This is a genomic window from Streptomyces sp. NPDC023541, assembly GCF_055559995.1.
Genome location: NZ_JBVHJO010000020.1, coordinates 60440 through 79339, shown reverse-complemented (window position 1 = coordinate 79339; position 18900 = coordinate 60440). Strand labels below are relative to the sequence as shown.

Below are 18900 nucleotides of genomic sequence, written 5' to 3'. Positions count from 1 at the left end.
GCGACCCTACTGGCGGCTCGCGCCGCCGATCTTCAGCGGGTCCCCGGGCGTCTTGCAGCCGCACCCGCCCTCACCTGCGGTCCTCGGCGAGCAGGAGCAAGAGCGGCGGCGCCGGCCGAGCCACCAGGTACCTGCGGCAGCCGCGGCCAGGGCGACGGCGAGGGCGGGCAGCCAGCCCGCCACCGCCCCGGCCCCGGCGCCCAGAACGCCCGCGGTGATCAGCACGGGCAGCGCGCAGCATGCCACGCAGGCCAGGGCGGCCAGCCCGCCGAGCGCCTTCGGGGCGCGGTGGGCGCGCGGGTCAGCAGGGTTCGGCATGACGCTCCTTGGCGAGGTCGGTGAAGGGGATGGGGCAGCAGGGGCTTCCGGCGCAGACGGTCAGGTCGTCGCAGCCCGCTTCGACGGCCGTGGCCAGTGCGGTGCGGATGGTGGCAAGGTCGGCGATCTTCGCGTCGACCTCGGCGAGCTTGGCCGCGGCCCGCTCCTGGAGTCCTGCGACCGGGCGGCCGTGGCGGTGGCGGCCGGCCTCCAGGAGTTCGGCGACCTCCTCCAGCGTGAACCCGAGCCGTTGGGCGGCCTTGATCACCCGCAGTGCGGTCACCGCGTCCTCGCCGTACAGACGGTGGCCGCCGTTGGTGCGCTCGGGTGCGGCCAGCAGGCCGCGCCGCTCGTAGTAGCGCAGCGTCTGGATGTTCACCCCGGCCGCCTCGGCGACCTGCCCGCTGCGCAGGCCCGTGCTCACCGCGACTGCCTGGCGGCAGCGATCCGGGCGCCGAGGGCGTCCAGGACCGGCTCGTGCGCGGGGTCCACCCCGATGTCCAGGCCGATCAGGTTCTCGCCGCCGGTGGTGGTGGAGGTGAAGAACGAACAGCAGTCGCTTTCGCGCGCCGCGAGCTCCCTCACGTGCTCCTCGACGCCCGGGCCGCCGGCCAGGTCCAGGCGCAGCCGGAGCGGCTCGGGCCTCGACAGTGAGGTCAGCCGCTGGGCGAACAGTGCGTCCCACTCGGCGACCCGCAGGGGCCGCTCCTCGGTGGGCAGCGTGCAGGACTGCGGCACCCACGCAAGATCACTCATCGCGCTCACTCCCGTCATCACGTCCCCGGTGGTGGGGACACCTCCGACGGTAAACCTGTACCTGGGTACAGGTTGCAAGTCCGGTGTCGGTTACGGGCGCGGCCGTAACCGGATGCGAGTAAGGGGGCGGGGCGGCCCTGGTGGCTGCCCCGCCCGCTCTGCCCGGCCGGTCAGACCGGTCGTTTGCCGATGCCGGGGAGGAACCGTCCGGTCCGGGCGGTGTAGGCGCCGTAGGCATCCGGGTGGACGGTCGACAGGTAGGGCTCCTCCACGACGCGGACCTGCAACTGCACGGCGGCCGTCAGGGCGATCAGCCCGAGGACGGCGATCCAGTTCGGGACCATCAGCGCCAGGCCCACGGCCGTGAAGACCATGGCGGTGAAGACCGGGTTGCGGACGTGGGCGAACAGGCCGCCGGTGACCAGCGTGGTGCGCTCGCCGGAGTCCACTCCGACTCTCCAGGAGGCGCCCATGTTCGTCTGGGCAGCCAGCGTGAACGTCATGCCGGCCACGGTGAGCAGCAGGCCCGCCCCGCGTACCGTCACGTCGCCGGTGCCGGGCAGGCCGGACAGCCCGGCCAGGGCCGCGGCCGGGGTGGCCGCTCCGAGGAGGAGGGCGGTGACGAACAGGACCCCCGCCCACCAGGAGGCCGTGCCGGGGCGGCCGGAGATGCCCCGGAATCCCGCGTCTCCGGTGCGGCGCCGCTGCATGGCGGCCCGGACCCCGAAAGCCGTTCCCGCCCAGGCGAGGTAGAGGGCGAGCGCCGCCCCGGCCCAGGCGTTCACCGCCCGCTCCCCGCGCCCGGGGCGCAGCAGGCGCATCCCGGCTTGCAGCCACACGCGTCGGCCTCGGCCACCGGGACGGGGACCGGAGCGTGGGCGGAGGGGGCGCAGCAGCCCTTGCCCTGCCAGGCGTTGCGCCCTTCCTTGACCGCGATGGCGGCGATGACGAGCGCGGCGATCGGGTCGGCCCACGACCAGCCGAGGACGGCGTTGAGGACCAGGCCCACGAGGAGGACGGCGGAGAGGTAGGTGCACAGCAAGGTCTGCTTGGAGTCGGCGACCGCGCTGGCGGAGCCCAGTTCGCGTCCCGCGCGGCGCTGCGCGGCGGACAGGAACGGCATGACCGCCAGCGACAGGGCGGCGATGACGATGCCCGGAACGGAGACCTCGGCTTCGCCGGTGCCGGTCAGGGCGCGGACCGCGTCGAAGGCGACGTAGGCGGCCAGGGCGAAGAACGAGACAGCGATGATCCGCAGTGTGGTCTTCTCCCGCGCCTCGCGCGCCGCGTGGTCGCGGGCGGAGAACTGCCAGGCGACCGCGGCGGCGGAGGAGACCTCGATGACCGAGTCGAGGCCGAAGCCGATCAGCGCGGTGGAGGAGGCCAGGGTGCCGGCGGTGAGCGCGACGACGGCCTCGACGACGTTGTAGGTGATGGTCGCGACGACCAGCAGGCGTATGCGGCGGGCGAGGGCGTCACGGCGGGCCGGGGAAGGCCCCAGGGATATCGCGGTCATCAGCAGCAGCCCTTCTCCGCCGCGTCCGGGCAGGTCTTGTCCGCCTCGACGGCGACCACCGCGCCACGCAGGTCGTGCAGCGCGTGGCCCAGGCGCTCGTCGGCGAGCTCGTAGCGGGTGCGGCGCCCGTCCGGCACCGTGACGACCAGACCGCAGTCGCGCAGGCACGCCAGATGGTTCGACAAGCGGGTGCGGGAGATGCCAAGGGCGTCGGCGAGGTCGGCCGGGTAGGCGGGTGCCTTCCCGAGGGCGAGCAGGATGCGGCAGCGGATCGGATCGGCGAGCGCGCGGCCGAAGCGGGCCAGCACCTCGATGTCGGAAGCAACAGTCAGCACAACACGACAGTACACAGAATCCTGAATTCAGGGAATCGTGGATTATTGGCCGGTCGGCGTCGGCTGCCCCCGGGCGCGAGCAGGCTGGTCAGTTCCGCGATCGCCTGCGGCGGCGGCTTGAAGTACCGCCGGACGTTCTCCGGCTTCTTGTGCCTCGACTTCGCCATCAGCATCAGCAACGACGCGCCCTGCTCGCCGAGGTGGGTCAGGGAGAGGGAGGAGTGGCGGTACTCGTGCAGATCCCAACCGCTCCCGGTCCCCGCACGGCCGTGCTCTCGTCCAGCAACGCGCTCGCCTGCCCGTAGGAGAGCCGGGCGCACCCGGTGTCGGGGCAGACATCGCGCGGGCTGACGACCTTCCCGGGGCCGGGCCTGCGGTGGGTGACGAACACCGGCCCGCGGGTGCCGCCCTTCAGCAGCCGGGGCAGGAGCCGGGCAGTCCCGGCATCCCAGTACACGGTCTCCAGCACGAAGTTCTCGGGGGCCTGGGCCCGGCGCCGGGTTCGGCAACTCCAGCCGCCGCACCCGCTCCAGCTTGTTCACCTCCGCCAGCAGGCTCTCCAGACCCGGGGCACCGGGGTCCGCACCCGCTTCATGTCGTCTTCGAGCAGCGTCCAGACCTCGATGAGGTCCTCCGGCTCCCAGTCCTGCCGCACCCGCGCTCCTCCACCCCACCGCGATCACTCGTTCAGCTCAACGAGACGATCGGAGGCGGGAAACGACAGCCCCGGGCCGTCACTCGCGCTACACGCCACCTGGCCGTAGCTATACGAGAACAGGGCCACCAAGGGAGATCCTGCCCAAGGGGGCGGAGCCTGCGGTGTCGATCTGCAACCGGCGGTGCCCCTCGGGTCACGAGCGAAGTGACGTCCGCGTGTGGCAGCCGGTTCGTAGGACAGCACCTGCGAGCCGACACTGTGATCTTCGGGCCGGCTCCGGAAGCAAGCCTCCGGCTGCGCCCACGGGCAACCTGCCACAGGCCACAAGGTCACGCTGCGTCGAAGCTAGCCCGATGCGGTGATCTCTCGATGGGGTCATGCAGCCACCCCCGTGAGCAACGCTTTCCGAGGCATGCTGATGTCATCCGCTCGTCCCCGCCGGCCGTGCGCGAACAGTCGGCGGATCGGGGAAGGCTCCGGCGACAGGCCCGGTCATGGCTTCCAGTCGTTCCACTGCTCAGATGCTCACGAATCTCCTTGCCGCAAGCCATCTTGCGACGCTGGAGCGACTGCCGTCCCTGGTTCGGCACCATGCCGCGCTCGCGGGACTCAACCGGGCCCGCATCTACGTGGCCGATCTCCGTGAGGAGACGCTGCGGGAGATGACTGGCCAGGGACTCGACGCCGCCCAGGGGGGCGAAGAGCTCCAAATCGAGGGCACGGTGGCCGGGCGTGTCTTCCAAAGCTTGCAGATCCTCCCGGGCAGTGGGGGAGACGACGGTGGCAGGAAGTACTGGCTCCCGCTCCTGGACGGCACCGAGCGACTCGGCGTCCTGTCCGTGTGCCTTACGGAGGAGCCGGACGACGAGAGCCGCACTGCGATGACCGCCGTGGCATCACTTGTAGGTCTGATGGTGGTTTCCAAGCGCACACACAGTGACTCCTACGCGCGCCTGACCCGTTTGCAGCCGATGTCCGTCTCGGCCGAGATGCAGTGGACGCTCATGCCCCCGCGGACCTTCGCCGGGCCCAGGGTGACCGTGGCCGCGGCCATGGAGCCTGCCTACTCCACCGCGGGGGACGCCTTCGACTACGCCCTGGCCGGCGACATCGTCCATCTCGCGGTCTTCGACGCGATGGGCCATGACACCGCAGCCGGCCTGACCGCCAACCTCGCGATGGCCACCTGCAGAAACCAGCGCCGTAAGGGAGCCAGCCTCACCGAGGCCCGGGACGCCATCGAATCGATACTGCTCGAGCAGTTCTCCCTCGACCGCTACGCAACGGCGGTCCTGGTCGACCTGGACCTTCGAAGCGGCCTTCTGTCCTGGATCAACTGCGGTCACCCTCCGCCCATCCTGATCCGGGCCGGACGCTGGATCACCGCCCTGGACCGGCCGCCGACCCATCCTCTGGGAACGGATCTCGGCCTGCCCGCAGAGATCTACCGCGAGCAGCTCGAACCCGGCGATCGGATCGTCCTCTACACCGACGGGATCATCGAAGCCCGCGACCGCTCAGGGCGAGAGTTCGGCCTCGACCGGTTCCTGCAGTTCGTCATCCGCCACCAGGCCGACGGTTTCCCGGTCCCCGAGACTTTGCGCCGCCTGGTTCGCGCGGTGCTGGACCATCACGACGGACAGCTCGGTGATGACGCCACCGTCCTGCTCTGCGAGTGGCACGGCCACGAACTGCCGCCCCTGGCGGAATTCCTTGGCCCCCTGACCCGCACATGATCGGCGGCCCATGGCGGTAGCTCGCCGCCTGCAAGCACACCTGCCGGCAGTGCGCGGCGCTTGGACGTGACCGTGGACGAAGTCTTCAGTGCTGGTCCGAGCGCGGCCACCGGCTGGAGGAGTTCTAGGGGAGGGGCGGCGGGCGGACAGGCAGTCCTCAGGCCGTTTGCCCTGGCCAGGACACGTGTCCGGCTACGGGGCCGCAACAGCCTTCCCGCTTCCCGTGTAGAGGAGAGCCGGTCGGGCAGGTGCCCGGCGTGAGGACTCGCCTTCGGCCAGGCCGGACCGGCGCAGGCATTGTGGAGGGCCGCGTCGCGGTGGTCACCGGTGCCGCCCGGGGGCTCGGCGAAGGCGTGGCGTACGCCTTGGCGGAGCGAGGGGCCAGGGTGACCCTGCTGGGGCTCGAGGGGGAACGGCTCGGCCGGCTGGCGGCCGAGCTGCCGGGACCGGCGGCACACTGGGCGGTCGACGTGACCGATGCGGACGCGCTCGCGGCGGCCGCCGAAGCCGTGCGGTACACCCTGGGCGAGCCCTCCGTGGTCGTCGCCAACGCGGGTGTCGCCCTCGGCGGGCGGCTGGCGGAGTGCGATCCCGAGGTATGGCGGCGGGTGGTCGAAGTCAATCTCGTCGGCAGTGCCCTGACCGCGCGCTGCTTCCTTCCCGATCTGCTGCGCACCCATGGCTACTACCTCCAGGTGGCCTCCCTGGCGGCCCTCGCGCCCGCGCCGCTGCTCACCGCGTACTGCGCCTCCAAATCCGGGGTCGAGGCCTTCGCACACGCACTGCGCGCCGAAGTCGCCCACCAGGGCGTCGGCGTGGGCATCGCCTACCTGAGCTGGGCCGACACCGAGATGATCCGTGCGGCCGACCAGACCGATGTCTTCCGGGTACTGCGGACGCACCTGCCCTGGCCCGCCTCCGTCACCCACGACACCGCCCCCTTCGTCCGTGCCATGGTCCGAGGGATCGAACGTAGATCAACCTACGTGTACGCCCCGCCGTGGCTACGCGGCGTCCTGGTGGCGCGGGCCTGCCTGCCCTCGGTCGTCACGCACCGTTCCCGGCGGGTCCTCGCGACCCGTGAAGGCGCGCCCCTGCCGCCCACCGGCCTCCTGGGACCCGGCGGCGCGGCCGCCGGAACCGCCGCATCTGGACCGTCGCACCGCGATCGATACCACCGTCTTGGGGAGGAATCATGGCCATACGACACCGCCTGATCCACGCCGCGCCGCACGAGGTGTGGGCCGTGCTCGCCGACGGCTCCCGCTACTCGGACTGGGTGGTGGGCACCAGCGATTCGCGTGTTGCCCATGGCCTGTGGCCAGAGCTTGGGGCGGCCCTGGAGTACACCGTAAGCCTCGGCCCGTGGACGGCTTCCGGTACCACCGTGGTGCGGCGGGTGAGCGCGCCCGACGAGCTGGAGCTGGAAGTCGACAGCGGCCCTGTCGGGACGGCCCGCGTGGCGATCGAGGTCCGCTCCTGGGGTAGCGAGTCCCTGGTCATCGTGGATGAGCACCCGCTGCGGGGCGTGGGCGGCGCGCTGCACAACGCCGCGCTCGACGCCTTGATCCAGCTGCGCCACCGCAGCATGCTCAAGAGGCTCGCGAACGTGGTCCAGGAGTCCGCCCGGTCCGACAGCCACGTACAGGCCTGACGGCGGGGCCAGCGCCCTGTCCCCTGACTGTGAGGCAGGGGACGGGAAAGCGACGCAAGCGCAGCTGATGAAGCGCGGATCGGCGCGATCGTCAGGTGTCGTCCGGGTCGTCCTTCGCCATGGCCATTCGGATCGCGTCGCCAGTCCGGTCCACCAGCGCTGCCACGGGGCCCAGCATCATGTGGGCCGAGGCACTCTCCACTGTGGCTCTATCCCCGGCCGCGGACAGCCAGACACCGGCGACCGGATCCGTAGTCGGCGGCGCAACGAAGGGATCGGAGGCTGTGCCAGCTGGACAAATCGTCACGGGCGAACGGCGTCGAGTACGCCCTGGTCGAGCCCCCCGGACGACGTCGCGTGCCAATTCCCGCCAGTAGGGCCGCGGCCCCTACGCAAGTGCGCACGTGGCGACGGTTGTTCAGGGCCCGGGGCAGGGCCTGAACGGGGGCGGGCCGACGTCGGCACGCGGCGCTGAACACGTGGCGTGGCGGCCAGGCCGCCGGAGGCGATGTGCGGTGGCAGGCATTAGGGATGCGTCACGGTTTCACGGGTCGGGACCGTCGGAACGGCTGTGGCGTCCCTCGGGGCGTGGGCTCATCGGGGCGGTTAGGCAGGACCCGTGGCCTAGTTATGTCGGTATTGCGTAGATTGTTGCGGCCGGGGGGCCGGACACGAGCTCAGAGAGCCGTCTGCGAGTCGGCTTCTCTGGTGCGGTTCGGCGCCGGCGCGAGGGGCGTCATACTCGGTGATCGTCGCGAGGCATAGTGGCGTCCCTGACAGAGATGATCTACCGCCCGTAGGCCGGCCGCGGAATGTGACCTGTCAGTTGCCGGAAGCCGGCATGAGATCCACTTCACACGACAGATCGGCGGAACGTTGTCACGATCCGGACCCGCTCTCCGGTCTTCGTACCGAAAGGGCACACACGGAGCCTCGCGAGAGTGGAACGGGAACATCGACATGGGACAGAAGCAGCACGTCGTGGTGGTGGGCGCCGGGTATGCCGGAGTGACCGCGGCCCTCCGCGTCAGCCGCCGCCACCAGGTGACTCTCGTCGACCCCAAGGAATGCTTCACCGAGCGCATCCGGCTGCACGAAATGGCCGCCGGCCGCGTCGGCACACCCCTCGTCCTGCGTGACCTTGTCGCCGGGAGGGAGATCAACACGGTCAAGGCCACGGCCACGTCGATCGATCCGGCCGCCCGTACGGTACTTCTGGACAGCGCAACCACTCTGACCTACGACCGGCTTGTCTACGCCCTCGGCAGCAGCACCGACACCACCCGCGTTCCCGGCATCCGCGAGCACGCCTACACACTGGAGCAGGCTCAGCAGCTCAGTGATCGACTGTCTCGTGGATCCGGCACCGTCACCGTCGTCGGCGGCGGAGCGACCGGCATCGAACTGGCCGCAGAGCTCGCCGAGTCGGCCAGCGCGTGGCAGGTACGTCTGGTCACCGGCAGCGAGCCCGGGAACGGGCTTTCAACAGCCGGCCGGACCCATGTGCGCAACTCCCTGGAACGTCTGGGCGTCGAACTGCACTCACACACCCGGGTCCAAGCAGTCCACCGCGGTGGACTGTCAACCGATCACGGTGGGCTGACCGGGGACGTGGTCGTCTGGGCTGCCGCGTTCACCGTTCCCTCGCTGGCCGCCGAAGCCGGGCTGCGCGTGGACGGGCGAGGCCGGGCTCTGGTGGACACAGCCATGCGCTCGCTCTCCCACCCCGACGTGTTCGTCGTGGGCGACGCGGCACGCGTCACCGTGCCCGGCACGGGGGAACTCCGCATGGCGTGCGCGACGGCGATGCCCACCGGAGCGCACGCTGCCGAGGCCATTGACGCACTCGCCCGTGGACGCGAGCCCAAGCCGCTCAGGTTCCGTTACCTGGCGCAGTCCATCAGCCTCGGTCGCCACGACGGCGTCATTCAGCCGGTACGCACCGATGACTCGGCGCACCGCCTGGTGATCACCGGTCGGCCTGCCGCCCGGATCAACGAGTGGATCAACCGATACACGCTCGCATCCCTGCGCGCGGAGCGCCGACGCCCCGGCACCTACCGGTGGGCGAAGCCGCTGCGCCCGGCTGAGAGGGCCCTGGTGCCTGCTTCCGCTGCCCAGGCACAGTGATCCCCCGCGGCGGCGGTCCAAGCCCGAGGGCGTCGCCCGCTCCTCGGTACTTTCCGCGGCCCGCCGCCCAGGACGGCCCGGACGCCCGGTAGCCGTACGGCCGGTGCCCTGGTCTCCGTGCTGATGACTTCGTCGCGGCCGGCCGTCCCGCTCTCCAGGTACGTTCCCCGGGCCGCGGGGTGTCGACGTCGGACGAGGTCCGCTCGTACGCCGCGAGGGTCTCAGGGGCCCCGGGTCCCAGGGACTGACCACCCGTCCCCGGGCAGCAGCGTCGGCCCTGGCCGGGGGTGGCCGCATCAACGGGACGGGGGGATCGCGGTGCTGATGATCGGCAGGCAGCGCCGTACGGGCGCCGCCGTGCTGGCGGGGACGCCGCTCGCCGTATGTGGCTGGTGGCCCCCTGTCCGGGGACGGGGCCGTCGGCCTGATCCTGCGTCTGCTGGCGGCGCCCGCGGTGCTGGCGGGTGGGTGGCGCGCGGGCGCGCTGCCACTCCGCCGGCCCATTCCGTTGGCGCGGGACACCGTCCGACAGCGAGGGGCGCTCGGCGCGCCAAGGCGTGGACCGGGGAGCCGTCGCCAACACAGCCGGCTTGGCCGGGGGAGTGGTCGGGGTTCGAGCGGGTCGTCCTTCACGGCGTCGCCGGACTTGCGGGCCGCCAGTACCCGCCGGTGGTATCCGCGTTGGCCGGGTCGCACCGGCGTGGATGGTAGTCGTGCTGTCGGCGGCTGCTGTTGAATCAGCCGTTCAAGGCGTTGGACAGCAGTCCTGCGACCACCAGGAAGATGACGAGCGCTGCGAGACCGACGCCTAGCATTCCTGCCACTTTGCCGGCAGTCGGCAGCTGTGTTTTGGCAATCTTCACGTTGGCGGCCATGGCCAGAGCGCCCAGCCCGCCGCCGATCGCACCGCCTATGAAGAGCAGTCCCATCGGGAGCAGGGAGAGAACCACCTGCCACGGGGCAAGTCCGTCGAAGAACTTCTTCTTGGTTGTGGGTGCAAGGGTGCCGATCTGCGGCGACTTTGACACGACTGGTCCTTCCGATGCGCCATACGTGCGCAGTCGATTCAAGCTGGGCGGGCGTGAGATGGTGTGGCTCAGTAGAAGGTGCCGCAGGGCGTCTCTCACGGGTGTTCGTGACGTTATCCAGTCGATGCCCTGCGGGCAGCCTCGGGTTGGCCTCCGTTTGGGAACGATCTGGACTCTCCCGACGATGAGCACGCCTGCCGGTGGATCCATGCGGCATGCCCCCGACCTCATCCACATCCGGGCCACGTTGGCCCGGCAGGACGGCCGTCCCCCCCCCGGCTGCGGTGGCGACATCTCCGCGATGCACACCGCCGCCGCCCGTGCCTGCCGATGCCGGCTGGGGCCTCACCCCGATGTCACCCCTGGACCGCACCCCGCGCGCCGCAGCCCGGTCACCGGCGAGGTTGAGAAGGCCGCCCGCCGCGGGCTGCCGGAGATCGGGCGGGAGTCCCCGCAGCGCACCGTCCGGACCGCGGCCGCGCTCGCCGACGGCGACACGGAGTTCCTGGAGCGGCTCCGTGACGCCGGCTGCGCGTACGCGAGCGCTTCACACGGCACATCGCCCCGGCCGGCTGAGCGCTCGCCGGGCACTGGATCCGCGAGGCCTCCGCACTCCTGTGCCGCGCCGGACGAACCCAGGGTGTCGGTGATGCAGCCGCGCTCGGCGACCCCCTCGTCGCCGCCGCACACTCCATGACCCTGCTCCGTGACCGCGTTCGGCGGGCGGCCGACGCGTGCCTGCTCGGGCTGAGCGCGCAGCCACCGGGCGAGGCTGCGCGCATGCGACCACGAGTCCCCGCCAGGACGGAAGCCCGGTTCGGCGGTCTGGAACGGTATCCGAGCTGGCTCCTCCGCCTTCTACGTTTCAGACCGATGGAGTTGTCAGTCGTGCGCAGCTTGGCCTGAATCGGCATGCTTGTTGTCCTGCTGGCCGCGCGCACCGCCTCGGCTATTCGGAACCGCATCCCCCGCACGCAAGAGGCGGAGGGTGAAGACTCATGCCTGCGCCTCGGCGGTGAAGAAGTCGGTCAGAACGGGAGCGAGGAGCTCGGGGGCGATGGTGTGCTCTTGGCCCGGGAAGGTGTGCAGAATGAAGTTGCCTGCCAGCCTGGCGAGTTCTTGGGCGCCGGTGAGCATGTGCGGTGCGCCGGCGTCTCCGCTGGCGACGAGGACGGGGATCGTCACGGACTGCCAGCGCTCGGCGGACAGGGGACGGCCGGACATGGTGTCGCCCATGACCTGCCCGTCGTAGGGCAGGGTGCGGGCCGTGGCCTCCATGGCGGCCCAGAACGGAGCCTGCCGCATACCGGCGACCGCCTCGGGCGGCATGCCCACCGCGGCCGTCATGAAGTAGGCCACGGCATCGCCGTACGCGCCCTGAGCTACGAGTGCCTTGAGGTGAGCGACATAGTCGGCCGGCAGCGGCGGACGGCTGGCATCAGTGATGAAGGGCGGTTCGTACAGGGCCAGCCGTGTCACGGCGCTGCCGCGGGCGGTGGCCTCCAGTGCCAGCACGGCGCCGGAGGACATACCGAAGACCATGGCCTTGCCGCCCGCGTGCCCGATCAGCGCGTTCAGGTCCTCGACCTCGCGCTGCACGTCGTAGGTCGGAGCGTCCCCGCTGTCGCCCCGTCCGCGGCGGTCGTACGTGATCACCGTGAAGCGTTCGGCCAGCAGGCCTGCCAGCTCGGCGGAATCGCCGCGAGTCATGAACGCACCGCCGACGAGGACGACGGCAGGGCCCGACCCCTGTTGTTCGTAGGCGATGACCGTGCCGTCGGCCGAGAACACCTTGTCCATAGGAAACCCAACTCACCTTCATGCATCGCGCACAGGATGCAAAGCCCCGCACCCCACTGAGAACACGACACGTGCCGTGTCGCTTGTCTCGCAGAGACTGCCTGCCCGGTCGTACATCTGCCAACACGCTACGTGTCGTGTCCTGTGACGGTGGTGCAGTGACCAAGCCCCCGAACCCGCAGCGACGCAGCCAGAAGAGCCACGAGGCGATCCTCGCCGCGGCGCTCGAGCTGTGTGGCGAAGACGGGTACGGTCGAGTGACGATCGAAGGCATCGCGGCCCGAGTCGACGTCAGCAAGAAGACGATCTACCGGTGGTGGCCGTCCAAAGGGGCCGTCGTCCTCGAAGCCCTCCACGAGGCAGCCGACATCGCGGCCCCCCACCCCGACACCGGCGACCTCGCCACCGACATGCGCGCCCAGCTGGCCGCCGTCATCGGCTTCCTCTCCCCGCCGTCGCACGCCCCCCTCGCAGGGCTGATCGCCGACACTCTCGGCGACCCGGAACTCGCAGGCCACGTGCGCGAGCGCCTGATTCGTCCGCGTATCGAGGAGTTCGAGCAGCGTATGCGGCGTGCTCAAGAACAGGGGCACCTCCACCCGGACGCGAATCTGGAGTTTGCCCTCGATCTGTTCTACGGCCCGCTGTACCACCGCCTGGTCTTCCATCTCGGCCTGCCAGAGCCCGATTATCTCGACACTTTGATCAACCACGTCATCCGTGCCCTCACCCCAAGTCAAGGCCACAAGACCTACTAGGTTGGGGCTCCTTGGTCAGTGCGGGGTCGAGGAACACGCGACGGGCCCGCCACGTACTGACGACAGGGCTTCGTGACCGCGGTCATCTTCGGCCGGCGGGGCTTGGACTTGTCGAGGTGCCGGACCACGGGTCAGGCCCGCCCGGGGCGTCCGTCCTCGGAGAGGCCAGCCGGATCTATGGCCTCGCGGGGATGACGGGTAGCAGGAGCCGGGCGGGCCGGTCGGTCCGGTCCCCAGTGCAGGCACGGCAGCGTCGGGTTGAGCCGGGCAAAACCCGGGTGACCGTGCTCCGGCCGGGGCATGCGCGAGGCATGCCGGCTGGCCGGATTGCGCTGCGGCCGTGGTTGTACATGCCACGGGCCCGATCTCATGCGGTGGTTGCACAGTCGGCGGGACTGGGCTGAGGGGTTGAGGCAGGGGATCAACCCGTCGGGCGACGAGTGGACACCGGCCGCCCGCATAGCGTTCCTGTCTGTCGCACCCGGCGCCGGGACGGGGCGACACCTATACGCAAGGGGATGACGCGTCCCTGCCCGCGCCCTTGAGGGCGCGCTCAGGCCGGCCGGTCCCGGCGACCTGTCATGTCATGAAGGGGAGAAACATGATCACCACCAAGAAGTCCGCCGTACTGCTGTCGGGCGGTGCTCTGGCCGCCGCCGTCCTGATGGGCACGGCCGGGGTCGCCTCGGCCGCCCCGGCGGGAGCGGGGGCAGCCGCCACGGCGGCCACGACGGCGGCCTCCGGCTGGTACTGCGGCTACGAGGACGGTACGCCGTACACCGACCGGGGCGACCGCGGCGACAAGGTGCGCGAGGTGCAGTGCCTCCTGCGGGACGTCTGGGGCTTCAACATCGGTAGGACCGGTGTCGACGGCGACTTCGGCAAGGCCACGGAAGACGCGGTGAAGGCCTTCCAGCGCAGCCGGGGCCTCGCGGCCGACGGCAAGGTGGGCCCCAACACCTGGCGCAAGCTGCGGGGCCAGTGACAGCGGCCGGCCGGGATCGGTGAGCGGAAGCGACCCCGGATCGCTGTGACGTGCCGGCCCGCCCCTGGCGGGCCGGCACCCCTCCAGCCGTGGCCAGGCCCCTGCCGGCCGGAGCCGCCACGCCCGACGTCATCCGACCGGAACACGAGCCGCACGGCGAACGACTCCGGTCACACCACTACAGGGCAGAGGGCCGCTGAGTGCCCGCCCGGCCGGGCGACAGCAGGCCGCTCTCGTAGGCGACGACCACGGCTTGCGCTCGGCTTTGCAGGCCGAGCTTGGACATGATGCGGTTCAGGTGCGTCTTGACGGTGGCGATGCTCACCACCAGGCGCTGGGCGATCTGCTCATTCGCGAGGCCTTGCCCGACCAGGTGTAGGACGTCCGTCTCGCGTTCCGTCAGTTCAGCGAGACTGGCAGGCTGCGCACGCCGCGCCTCCGGCTGGTGGGCGAAGGTTTCGACGAGCCTTCGGGTGACCGTGGGAGCGAACAGCATCTCGCCTTCGGCAATCAGGGCTACAGCGGCCAGCAGTCGCTCGGGAGGGGTGTCCTTGAGCAGGAACCCGCTGGCGCCGGCCCGCAGGGCGGCGTACACGTACTCGTCCAGATCGAAGACCGTGAGCATGACGATCTTCGGCTTCGGCTGAGGCGCCCGGTCGAGGATGTGCTGGAGAGCGGCGATACCGCTCATCCCGGGCAGACGGATGTCCATGAGGACAACGTCCGGCCGCAGCGCGGCCGCGAGTTCGACCGCCTCCTCGCCCGTTGCCGCCTGCCCCACGACCTCCAAGCCGGGTGCCGCCGCAGCCAGTGCTGCCAGCCCGGCCCGTATCAGGACCTGGTCGTCCACGATCAGCAGCCGTGTCATCGCGGCCGTCTCCCCCCGTGTGTGCGGGGGAGGTGTCACGCGCCCCCGGCTGCGTCGAGCGGGGCAAGCGGGATGGTGAAGACGACCTCGAACCCTCCCTCGGCTCTCGGCCCGGCCCGCAGTGACCCGCCGTAGAGTCTCACCCGTTCCCGCATGGTGAGCAAACCGAGCCCGACGACGGCAATTCGGCCACCGGCGCGGTACCGCCCTGGCCGGTCACCTCCATGACGTCGTCACCCACCGCCTGTCGGCGCTCGCGGTGCAGGCCGGGCGGGTCCTGTGGCTGGTGCTCGCGGGGCGGAGGGAGTGACGGGCCGTCAGAGTCTGGGGCGACAGCCCGTTCAAGGCCTCGGTCCCACGGTCGACCCAGGGGCCGGCAGGGGTGTGTCAGTGGGCTCCTCTAGCGTTGCGGCATGTTCTGGACCGCCTCTGAGGACACCCTCCCGCCCGTGCCTCCCGCGCGGCGGCTCGATCCCGCGCCCGAGGGGCTCGCCGAGACCGTCGAGCTCACGGCGGCACACCTCGACTCCCGTGCGCACACCGTGGCGGACTTCGAGCGCTCCCTCGACGGGCTGGTACGGCATGCCCACCGCGACCGCCACCCGCTCGCGCGGGCGCTCGCCGACGCGCTGGGGCACTCCTACACCGAGGAGATCGAGGCACAACGACTCGGCGGCCTGAACGTCGTGGTGGCCGCGTTGCTGTGGCAGGTGCCGGGATACAGCCTCAAGCCCGAGTCCGTACGCCGCGGCCGGGGGCACGAGGACTGTGCGCAGGGCGGTCTGGAGCTGGTGCTCGCCGCCCGGCTGCGCGAGATCGCGTACAGGCTCATGTCCAAGGAGCCGCTGCCGTTCCTGCTGTCCACGCCGACCTGGGACACGGGCGCGCTGGAGGCTGCCGAACTGGTGGAACGGCTCACCGCCTACCGCCGATGGGGCATACGGCCCGGTCCGGCCGACTTCGGGCAGGCGCTGCTGCGCGTACGGCGTGACGATGCTGCGGGCGGGGCGGCCGCCGAGGAGGCGTCCCGCCTCGGTACCGCCGAGGGGGCCCGGCTCGCCGCCTGGCTCGGCCCGGACGGCGAACCGGCCCCGGCGCTGCGCCGCGTCGTCGAACCGGATCCGCAGGCCCACAAGGCCTGGCAGCGGGCCGGAACCGCCAGTGCGCAGGTCGCCTTCCTCAGTGGGGAACGGGCCGCCCTGCAGCGGGAGTTCCCGGAGCCGTTCCACTGGCTGGGCCGTCCGCACGCGGGATTCACCCAGTGCTATCACTGGTACGACGGGCACCCCGTACGCGCGTCCGTGCTGCCCGAGGACCGCGAGACCCAGGCGGCGTGGCTGCTGCCGCAGGTGACGCTGGCGGCGACGGCCGGCGATCACGGCAGCTCCTGGATGCTGCCCCACCTCGCCCGGCTGGGCGGGCCCGCGGGCCCCGCTCTGCACGCCGCCGTGGCCGCAGGACTGGGCGGCCGGTACGCGGAGAGCCGCCGCCCGGCGGTGGAGGCGCTGCTCGTCCTGGCGGCCCGGGGCGATCTCGACGCCCCGCTGCTGGGCCGCGAGCTCGCCGCCATGACGGCCCTGGGCACGGTGAAGCCCAACCGACTTGCCGACGCGGCCCGTTGCGCCGCGGCAGCGGGCGCGCACGCGACCCTGTGGACCGTGCTCGCCGAGGTACTGCCGGCCCTCCTGCCCTCGGTACGGGGCGCGGGCGCGATCCTGGCCGTAGCCGCCTCTTGCGCCGAGCAGTGCGCAGCCACGGGCCCGGTCCCCGACGCGGTGGCGGCAGCCGCAGCCCGCCGCGGCTCCTGCGCCCTGACCACCGAAGCCCGCCGCCTGAGCGCCGCACTCACCGGCAGCTGAGCGCGGTCGGCGCGGCCCGGCTGCCGGTGAGTGCGGCGCCGGACACCTGCTAGCCGCGCTGTCCGTGTCGCCAGAGGACATGAACCACGCGGACCACCGCGAGAAGTCCGGCAATCCAAACCCCGGTGACCCGGAGGAATTCGTCCACCCCCGCCGGAAGGTCCCAGACGGCGGTCGGCCCCGCGATCGTCGCGAACACGAGGGCGCCGAGGAAACATGCGCTCAGCAGCGCATAACCGATCTCAACAGGGATCGCGTCCCGCTCGGCCTGGGTCCGTCGTCTCGTCTTCATGCCTGAAGAATCGCACCGGGGCGGCCGGTAGTCCACGAGGTAAGCCGGCCGTGCAGCGTGCTTCGCGTCGGGACCACCGTGCTCGCGAGGCGGCCGAGACATCGTGATCGAGGCCGGCCTGGTCAGCGCACGCCTGCCGGTGCACTTGACCGCCGCCGACCTCGCGGACCTCACCGCCTTCCTCGCCGCTCGCGTCGCGCCGAGGAGGACGGTGCCGTCCCGGACGGCTGTGCCAGTGACGGGCGGGCGGCCGACCGCAGCGCCTACCTGCGGCTGCGCGCCGCCTCGCGACTCACCCACCTGCGTACCGCGCTCGCCGGCGGCCACTGAGACCACCGGGTGAGACCACCGGGCGCGAGCCGATCCGGCCCGGGTGCCGTCAGCGCTTCCCGCGAAGACGGCCGAACAGTACGCGGACCTGCTCACGTTTGCGCGGATCGGAAGCCGCCCGACGCGCCGAAGCGATCGTCCGCTGTCCCTGCGGGCTGCGGCTGAACTGTTTGATCTTGCGGAGTAGCCCGGACATGAATCCTCCTGTGCGGTCGCTGGGTGACGCTACGGCGTGTGCCCGGACACGGCCTGCCGAAACTGCCGCCTTCGAAGGCCGGTTCGGCGGAGCGGGCCGACATGCGCTCCGGGACGCTGCCGGTCCTCATACTCTGTCATCGCACGGCTGCTGGCCCGCAGCGACGCCCGCGGCATCACGGCTGAGCTGCCACCGCGCGATCTGGACGGGCTGGCCCTCATGGCCGAAGGCCGCTCCAACGTGGCTGTGGTCGGGCGCCCTGTTCATAGCGAGAGCGCGGTCGCAAGCACACCGCGGCCATCTTCACCAGGGTGCGCATCGAACCGTCCGCGGCCTACCTCAAGCGGTAGCGAAGCCTCGACGGAGCCACGGTCGCGGTCGTGGTCACGTTCACGTTCACGGTCGCGGCGTCAGCAACGACGCGTCTGGTGGGGCACCGCGTCGGGAACCGGAGCGGAGGAGTCGGGCACCGCCTCACCGCGACGACGAAGGTGAGCGCGGCGCACGACGTGGCCAGGCGCCGCCCCTGACCCGGACCGTCAGCGACCCACGGTGAGGGGACGGGGAGCACTGCGGCCCCCCCGTGGGTTCCCGCGCCGTGTCAGTTCGGCCCGGCCGCGTTCTCCGCCTGCAGCGTGCCCAAGAGATCGAAGGCGGGGCGGTCCACGGGGCTTCGGGTGTTGCCGAGGGCGATGACGGCGAGGCGCTTCTCCGGATCGAAGCCGACGAAGGAGGAAAAGCCCCCGGTCCCTCCGTTGTGCCAGACCTGGAGGTGGGCGCCCTGCCGGGGGTGGAGGCGGTGCGCCATCCAGCCGAGGTGCACCCAGGCGAAGCGGTTCTTGCGGTGCTCCACCGACCGGCTCAGGCGGATCACCTCGGCGAGCCCTTCGGGGCCGCCGTCCAACTGGGCCCGTACGAAGGCCACCAGGTCGGTGGCGGTCGACCGCAGGCCGCCGGCCCCGGCGAGGCCGGCCAGGTGCCACGGCGCGGCGGGACGCCCGCGGCGGACGTGGCCCTGCGCGGAGCGTTCCGAGCGGGCGCCGTCCACCGTCACCACGGTGTCCGCCATGCCCAACGGACCGCAGATCTCCCGGGTGATGAGGGACTCGTAGTCCGTGCCGGCGCGGCGGGCGAGGGCCAGCCCCAGTAGCCCGGCTCCGAGGTTGGAGTAACGGAACCGCTTCCCCGGCACGGCCCCAAGGCGGGTCCTGGCCAGCCCGGTCAGCAGGAACTCGGCGGTGCAGCCGGCGTACGGGTCCGGCGTGGACGGGCGCAGCAGAGCCGGGAGCAGCATGCCGCGGGGCAGCCGCGGCAGCCCGGAGGTGTGGGTGGCCAGGTGCTGGAGCGATATCCGACGGCCGTCACGGGACGGAACGGCCGTCCCGTCGGGCAGCAGATCGGCGAGCGGCTCGTCCAGCGCCACCGTCCCGAGGGATGCCAGGCGCGCCAAGGCCAGCGCGGTGAACGGCTTCGTCACCGAGCCGATTTCGAACAGGGTGTCGGGGCCGGGGGTACGCTCGTGGTCGGCGCCGGTGCTTCCGGCGCCGCGGATCTCCACGGTGTTCCCCGCCACCACGGCCACCACCACGCCGACGTGCTTCTCGGCCAGCCGGTCCGCGGTCCGCTGGGCGAGGGTTCCGAGTTCTTGTGCCATGACGAACATCATCGCGGCGCCCCGGTC

Annotated in this window: 18 protein-coding genes and 1 pseudogene; 7 read left to right on the top strand and 12 right to left on the bottom strand. The window is 71.5% G+C overall.

All coding sequences use genetic code 11. The annotated features are described in order from the left end of the window. Positions 1–6: 6 nt before the first annotated feature. The 7 genes and pseudogenes from ACZ3X1_RS32655 to ACZ3X1_RS32625 form a co-directional block, all read right to left on the bottom strand. The gene (locus ACZ3X1_RS32655; RefSeq protein ID WP_467282532.1) at positions 7–318 is read right to left on the bottom strand and encodes a mercury transporter; all 312 of its coding nucleotides are present in this window, start codon (positions 316–318) and stop codon (positions 7–9) included. Further along, positions 302–742: a MerR family transcriptional regulator gene (locus tag ACZ3X1_RS32650; RefSeq protein WP_467282530.1), complete on the bottom strand. Its 441-nt coding sequence runs from the start codon at positions 740–742 to the stop codon at positions 302–304. Before ACZ3X1_RS32650 ends, ACZ3X1_RS32655 begins: the two co-directional genes overlap by 17 nt. Beyond that, on the bottom strand, positions 739–1074 hold the full coding sequence (locus ACZ3X1_RS32645) for a hypothetical protein (protein WP_467282527.1): 336 nt from the start codon (positions 1072–1074) through the stop codon (positions 739–741). The genes ACZ3X1_RS32650 and ACZ3X1_RS32645 overlap by 4 nt, the downstream gene beginning before the upstream one ends. A gap of 170 nt (positions 1075–1244) precedes the next feature. Further along, positions 1245–1859, bottom strand: a complete 615-nt coding sequence (locus ACZ3X1_RS32640) for a methyltransferase family protein (protein WP_467282525.1) — start codon at positions 1857–1859, stop codon at positions 1245–1247. Beyond that, positions 1856–2590 carry a cation efflux transmembrane domain-containing protein gene (locus tag ACZ3X1_RS32635; protein WP_467282523.1) on the bottom strand — a complete coding sequence of 245 codons (735 nt, stop codon included), beginning with the start codon at positions 2588–2590 and terminating at the stop codon, positions 1856–1858. Before ACZ3X1_RS32635 ends, ACZ3X1_RS32640 begins: the two co-directional genes overlap by 4 nt. Next, complete coding sequence (locus tag ACZ3X1_RS32630) at positions 2590–2925, bottom strand: ArsR/SmtB family transcription factor (RefSeq protein ID WP_467282521.1); 336 nt, start codon at positions 2923–2925, stop codon at positions 2590–2592. Before ACZ3X1_RS32630 ends, ACZ3X1_RS32635 begins: the two co-directional genes overlap by 1 nt. A 56-nt stretch (positions 2926–2981) precedes the next feature. After that, positions 2982–3427: pseudogene (locus ACZ3X1_RS32625) on the bottom strand (site-specific integrase); the annotation flags it as partial. A 677-nt stretch (positions 3428–4104) separates the two neighbouring features. Here ACZ3X1_RS32625 and ACZ3X1_RS32620 point away from each other — a divergent pair. From ACZ3X1_RS32620 to ACZ3X1_RS32605, 4 genes are all read left to right on the top strand, one after another. Then, a complete protein-coding gene (locus tag ACZ3X1_RS32620) occupies positions 4105–5319 on the top strand; it encodes a PP2C family protein-serine/threonine phosphatase (protein ID WP_467282519.1) in 1215 nt (404 codons plus the stop codon). A gap of 257 nt (positions 5320–5576) precedes the next feature. After that, positions 5577–6536 carry a short-chain dehydrogenase/reductase gene (locus tag ACZ3X1_RS32615; protein ID WP_467282517.1) on the top strand — a complete coding sequence of 320 codons (960 nt, stop codon included), beginning with the start codon at positions 5577–5579 and terminating at the stop codon, positions 6534–6536. Then, on the top strand, positions 6515–6973 hold the full coding sequence (locus tag ACZ3X1_RS32610; RefSeq protein WP_390077503.1) for an SRPBCC family protein: 459 nt from the start codon (positions 6515–6517) through the stop codon (positions 6971–6973). The genes ACZ3X1_RS32615 and ACZ3X1_RS32610 overlap by 22 nt, the downstream gene beginning before the upstream one ends. 960 nt (positions 6974–7933) lie before the next feature. Next, a complete protein-coding gene (locus tag ACZ3X1_RS32605) occupies positions 7934–9103 on the top strand; it encodes an NAD(P)/FAD-dependent oxidoreductase (protein ID WP_467282514.1) in 1170 nt (389 codons plus the stop codon). Between the two features lie 737 nt (positions 9104–9840). On the opposite strand, the gene ACZ3X1_RS32600 is transcribed toward ACZ3X1_RS32605, so the two are convergent. Further along, positions 9841–10131 (bottom strand): hypothetical protein, encoded by a 291-nt coding sequence (locus ACZ3X1_RS32600; RefSeq protein WP_390077499.1) that lies wholly within the window; start codon positions 10129–10131, stop codon positions 9841–9843. Positions 10132–11127: 996 nt separating this feature from the next. Continuing rightward, the gene (locus ACZ3X1_RS32595) at positions 11128–11931 is read right to left on the bottom strand and encodes an alpha/beta fold hydrolase (RefSeq protein WP_467282510.1); all 804 of its coding nucleotides are present in this window, start codon (positions 11929–11931) and stop codon (positions 11128–11130) included. 158 nt (positions 11932–12089) lie between these two features. On the opposite strand from ACZ3X1_RS32595, the gene ACZ3X1_RS32590 reads away from it, so the two are divergent. Further along, positions 12090–12689, top strand: a complete 600-nt coding sequence (locus ACZ3X1_RS32590; protein WP_467282508.1) for a TetR/AcrR family transcriptional regulator — start codon at positions 12090–12092, stop codon at positions 12687–12689. A 601-nt stretch (positions 12690–13290) separates the two neighbouring features. Next, the gene (locus ACZ3X1_RS32585) at positions 13291–13674 is read left to right on the top strand and encodes a peptidoglycan-binding domain-containing protein (protein WP_391701647.1); all 384 of its coding nucleotides are present in this window, start codon (positions 13291–13293) and stop codon (positions 13672–13674) included. Between the two features lie 178 nt (positions 13675–13852). Here ACZ3X1_RS32585 and ACZ3X1_RS32580 read toward each other — a convergent pair whose 3' ends face one another. Continuing rightward, positions 13853–14542, bottom strand: a complete 690-nt coding sequence (locus ACZ3X1_RS32580) for a response regulator transcription factor (RefSeq protein WP_362627778.1) — start codon at positions 14540–14542, stop codon at positions 13853–13855. 413 nt (positions 14543–14955) lie between these two features. Here ACZ3X1_RS32580 and ACZ3X1_RS32575 point away from each other — a divergent pair, with 413 nt between their 5' ends. Beyond that, positions 14956–16401, top strand: a complete 1446-nt coding sequence (locus ACZ3X1_RS32575; RefSeq protein ID WP_467282504.1) for a DUF7824 domain-containing protein — start codon at positions 14956–14958, stop codon at positions 16399–16401. A gap of 49 nt (positions 16402–16450) precedes the next feature. Here the strand turns inward: ACZ3X1_RS32575 and ACZ3X1_RS32570 are convergent, their stop codons facing one another. Both ACZ3X1_RS32570 and ACZ3X1_RS32565 read right to left on the bottom strand, forming a co-directional pair. Beyond that, complete coding sequence (locus ACZ3X1_RS32570) at positions 16451–16693, bottom strand: DUF6332 family protein (RefSeq protein WP_390077493.1); 243 nt, start codon at positions 16691–16693, stop codon at positions 16451–16453. Between the two features lie 1127 nt (positions 16694–17820). Continuing rightward, positions 17821–18873 (bottom strand): serine hydrolase domain-containing protein, encoded by a 1053-nt coding sequence (locus tag ACZ3X1_RS32565; RefSeq protein WP_467282503.1) that lies wholly within the window; start codon positions 18871–18873, stop codon positions 17821–17823. Positions 18874–18900 lie beyond the last annotated feature (27 nt).

Coding starts and splice junctions, on each gene's coding strand:
- ACZ3X1_RS32585 (WP_391701647.1), top strand. CDS start 13,291: ATGATCACCACCAAGAAGTCCGCCGTACTGCTGTCGGGCGGTGCTCTG.
- ACZ3X1_RS32620 (WP_467282519.1), top strand. CDS start 4,105: ATGCTCACGAATCTCCTTGCCGCAAGCCATCTTGCGACGCTGGAGCGA.
- ACZ3X1_RS32655 (WP_467282532.1), bottom strand. CDS start 318: ATGCCGAACCCTGCTGACCCGCGCGCCCACCGCGCCCCGAAGGCGCTC.
- ACZ3X1_RS32610 (WP_390077503.1), top strand. CDS start 6,515: ATGGCCATACGACACCGCCTGATCCACGCCGCGCCGCACGAGGTGTGG.
- ACZ3X1_RS32570 (WP_390077493.1), bottom strand. CDS start 16,693: ATGAAGACGAGACGACGGACCCAGGCCGAGCGGGACGCGATCCCTGTT.
- ACZ3X1_RS32645 (WP_467282527.1), bottom strand. CDS start 1,074: ATGAGTGATCTTGCGTGGGTGCCGCAGTCCTGCACGCTGCCCACCGAG.
- ACZ3X1_RS32605 (WP_467282514.1), top strand. CDS start 7,934: ATGGGACAGAAGCAGCACGTCGTGGTGGTGGGCGCCGGGTATGCCGGA.
- ACZ3X1_RS32635 (WP_467282523.1), bottom strand. CDS start 2,590: ATGACCGCGATATCCCTGGGGCCTTCCCCGGCCCGCCGTGACGCCCTC.
- ACZ3X1_RS32595 (WP_467282510.1), bottom strand. CDS start 11,931: ATGGACAAGGTGTTCTCGGCCGACGGCACGGTCATCGCCTACGAACAA.
- ACZ3X1_RS32580 (WP_362627778.1), bottom strand. CDS start 14,542: ATGACACGGCTGCTGATCGTGGACGACCAGGTCCTGATACGGGCCGGG.
- ACZ3X1_RS32575 (WP_467282504.1), top strand. CDS start 14,956: ATGTTCTGGACCGCCTCTGAGGACACCCTCCCGCCCGTGCCTCCCGCG.
- ACZ3X1_RS32565 (WP_467282503.1), bottom strand. CDS start 18,873: ATGGCACAAGAACTCGGAACCCTCGCCCAGCGGACCGCGGACCGGCTG.